The organism is Pseudoalteromonas sp. Isolate3 (assembly GCF_022398505.1).
In the GTDB taxonomy this organism is placed as follows: domain Bacteria; phylum Pseudomonadota; class Gammaproteobacteria; order Enterobacterales; family Alteromonadaceae; genus Pseudoalteromonas; species Pseudoalteromonas apostichopi.
This window is the reverse complement of record NZ_JAKEVN010000208.1, coordinates 1-3,023: the sequence shown is the minus strand read 5'-3', so window position 1 is coordinate 3,023 and position 3,023 is coordinate 1. Positions and strand designations below refer to the sequence as shown.

Genomic DNA, 3,023 nt, shown 5'->3' with positions numbered 1-3,023 from the left:
ATTTAGAACAAACGCAAAAAGCAGCAGAAGCCACACACTTAGCTAAAGAATCACAATTAAAAATGCTGCGCTATCAGCTGAATCCCCACTTTATGTTCAATAGTATCAATGCAATTTGTACATTGATTTTGAAGAAAGAAAGTTTAGAAGCTGTAAAAATGCTCGAGAAACTGTGTGATCTATTGCGACATAGCTTATATACAGATCCGCTGGAAAAAGTAACAATTAAAGAAGAAATTGGCATTCTTAGCAATTATTTAGATATAGAAAAGTGCCGTTTCACAAATAAGCTTGTTGTTGATATTTCTGTTGCAGATGGCTGCAACGAGTTACTGATCCCATCTATGTTGATACAACCCCTTGTAGAAAATGCATTAAAACATGGCATGCGTTCAAACCAGCTAATGTGCATTACTATAGCCATAGAAAAAACTAAGAGTTATTTAAATATAAAAGTGTCTGATACTGGCAAGGGATTTGGTGATGAAAGCACAAATAAAAGAGGGATAGGATTAGCAAATTGTGAGCAACGTTTGAAGCTAATGTACGGAAAGTCACACCGTATAGAAAAGGGCAACTTAAGTGAAGGTGGTGCTTGGGTATGTATAACATTACCTATGAGTGGTCATAATAAATGATAAAACTAAACACGATACTGGTTGATGATGAATACAGCGCCGTCGAAGGTTTACGTATTCGACTTGAACAATTTCCTGAAATTAATATTGTTGGTAGTGCATGCAGTGTTGACGATGCTATTGAGCTTATAAATAACAACGAAATTGATTTAATCTTCTTAGATATCGAAATGCCCACCAAGTCTGGCTTTGAATTGATAAAGTATTTTCAACCCGAAGCATGTCCAGCAGTCATTTTTGTCACTGCTTTTCATCAACATGCAGTACAAGCTTTTGAAGTTAGAGCTATCGATTATTTATTAAAACCAGTCAAACTAGACAGGCTTGCAGAAGCTATAGAAAGAGTTGTAAGTAACGTAAAGTTATTCCAAAAAAGTGAGTTGATAGCGCTACAACAAGAAGTGAGTAACAAGGCTGAGCAAAACAAACACTCAGCCAATCAGTCAGACTATAATTTTGATAGTGATCACTTGGTTATCCGGGATGCTAAAAACCCGATTCAAATAATTTCATTCACCGATATTCTTTGGATTGATGCAGCTGGTGATTATATGTGTGTGCATACTGCAACCGAAACCCATGTTATGAGAGCTAGATTAAAAGAACTTGAGAATAATATGCTGCCTGAGGCCTTTTTGCGGATCCATAAGTCTACCATTGTCAATTTAACTTATGTAAGACAGCTTGAGCCATTGCGCAACTCAGAGTACATGGCAACCTTAACTACTGGTAAAACATTAAAAGTAAGTCGAACCTACAGTAAGCAATTAAAAAAGCTGATTTAAATAAATCGGTGCTGTTTACAATACCTCGTTATAAACAGCACCTTACTATGCAGTAGTATTTACGGCTGTTTTGACCAAACTGATTTTAGAATGTTAACCCCAATCGCACCGAGAACGATACCTGTTACTTTATCAATATAAAATGCGGCTCTAATGAATTTTTGTCTGATAGTCGTTTTTGACAACATATAAATAATAGCTACATCCCAAAAAAAGACGACTAATGTCATCCATACTCCTAAAAGTACTTTAAAGCTAATACTGACTTCGGGGGTTAGTGCAACAGTAAACAAGCTTAAATAAAATAATAAATTTTTAGGGTTTAAAATACCTGAGAGAAACCCAGTTACAAACTCTTTGCAAAAGCATGATAATGAAAATTCACTTGCAGTCTTAGTGCTTGTAGAAAAGTTAGCGTAGGCATTTTTAGGTGCTTTTAATGCATGATAGGCAATATACATTAAAAATAAGCCTCCAATAACTTTGAGCGTTACCATCAAACCAATTGAGGTGGATAATATGGCGCCAACTCCAATTAAGCATAAGGTAATATACACAGCATTAGCAGTTGCAATACCTAACGCAACGCCAATGGCGTTTTTTTGGTTACCTTTCAGCGCACTTTTAACAACGAGTACAAAATCAGGCCCTGGACTCAGTAATGCCAGAAAGTGTGCAGCTGCCACTGAAATAAAAATACTTATTAAGCTAATATCCATTAATTCCTCAAAGTCTATATATGAAAAATGAAGAGCGGGCTAAATTAGGCGTTCTTCCTTGCTTTAATTGAAAACACTAAAGGAACTTGATGTCCTTTGTGAAGTAATTGGTAACCTTTATCATGAACATATTCTAAGCCTTCAAAGCAGTCATAAGGGCTATATGGGTATTCGTCGAATGATTCTATCGTCAAACCAGCCTGAATGAGTGAGTTTATAATGTCACTAATTGAGTGACTCCAGGTTACTGTTTTTGACTTTGTACCATCACAATTTTCGGTGTATGTTCCTTCTTCTTCAATGGTAGGTTCAGAGTCATGAAAATAAGAGTAGCCATTTAATAACTCATTAAAAGAGTGAAATTCAACCAGACATAAAGTGCCGCCAGCTTGTAAAGAGTTAGCAATTACCTCAGCCCATCGATTTAAATCTGGTAACCAATTTAGAACACCATAAGAAGTGTATACAATATCAAAAAGTTGCTGGTTGATAGCGTCAAAATCGTAAACATTACTTTCGATAAAAGTGGCTTCTAAATTTAAGTTTTGTTTGAGCTCATTGGCATACTCAATTGCAGTAGGCGACAAATCAACACCCGTTACACACGCGCCAAGCCTTGCCCAAGAGAGCGTGTCTTGACCAAAATGACACTGTAAGTGCAATAGCGATTTATCTTTCACATCTGGGAGTAGGGCAAGCTCGATGGGATTGAGTGAGTTTCTCCCATTTTTAAACATTGGTATATTGTAAAAACTAGACTGGGTATGAAGATCAGTTCTTTTATTCCATGTATCTCTATTTACTTTAATATAATCCATATGCGTCCTATCCAGCTAACTTCTAATTAGGCATTGCTCAATCATTGCAGCAATGCCTAATAG

The 3,023-nt window shown here is 36.3% G+C and carries 4 protein-coding genes; 2 read left to right on the top strand and 2 right to left on the bottom strand.

What is annotated here, in order from left to right:
- Both L1D46_RS20190 and L1D46_RS20185 read left to right on the top strand, forming a co-directional pair.
- A partial coding sequence (locus L1D46_RS20190) for a histidine kinase (protein WP_239978129.1) occupies positions 1-638 on the top strand: 638 nt, incomplete at its 5' end.
- Positions 635-1,423: a LytTR family DNA-binding domain-containing protein gene (locus L1D46_RS20185; protein WP_130052856.1), complete on the top strand. Its 789-nt coding sequence runs from the start codon at positions 635-637 to the stop codon at positions 1,421-1,423. The genes L1D46_RS20190 and L1D46_RS20185, both read left to right, overlap by 4 nt.
- Before the next feature lie 59 nt (positions 1,424-1,482).
- Here the strand turns inward: L1D46_RS20185 and L1D46_RS20180 are convergent, their stop codons facing one another.
- Together L1D46_RS20180 and L1D46_RS20175 are read right to left on the bottom strand one after the other, a co-directional pair.
- Positions 1,483-2,142 carry a LysE family transporter gene (locus tag L1D46_RS20180; protein WP_130052855.1) on the bottom strand — a complete coding sequence of 220 codons (660 nt, stop codon included), beginning with the start codon at positions 2,140-2,142 and terminating at the stop codon, positions 1,483-1,485.
- Between the two features lie 44 nt (positions 2,143-2,186).
- Positions 2,187-2,960, bottom strand: coding sequence for a class I SAM-dependent methyltransferase (locus L1D46_RS20175; RefSeq protein WP_130052854.1), 774 nt, complete (start codon positions 2,958-2,960; stop codon positions 2,187-2,189).
- Positions 2,961-3,023: the final 63 nt, after the last annotated feature.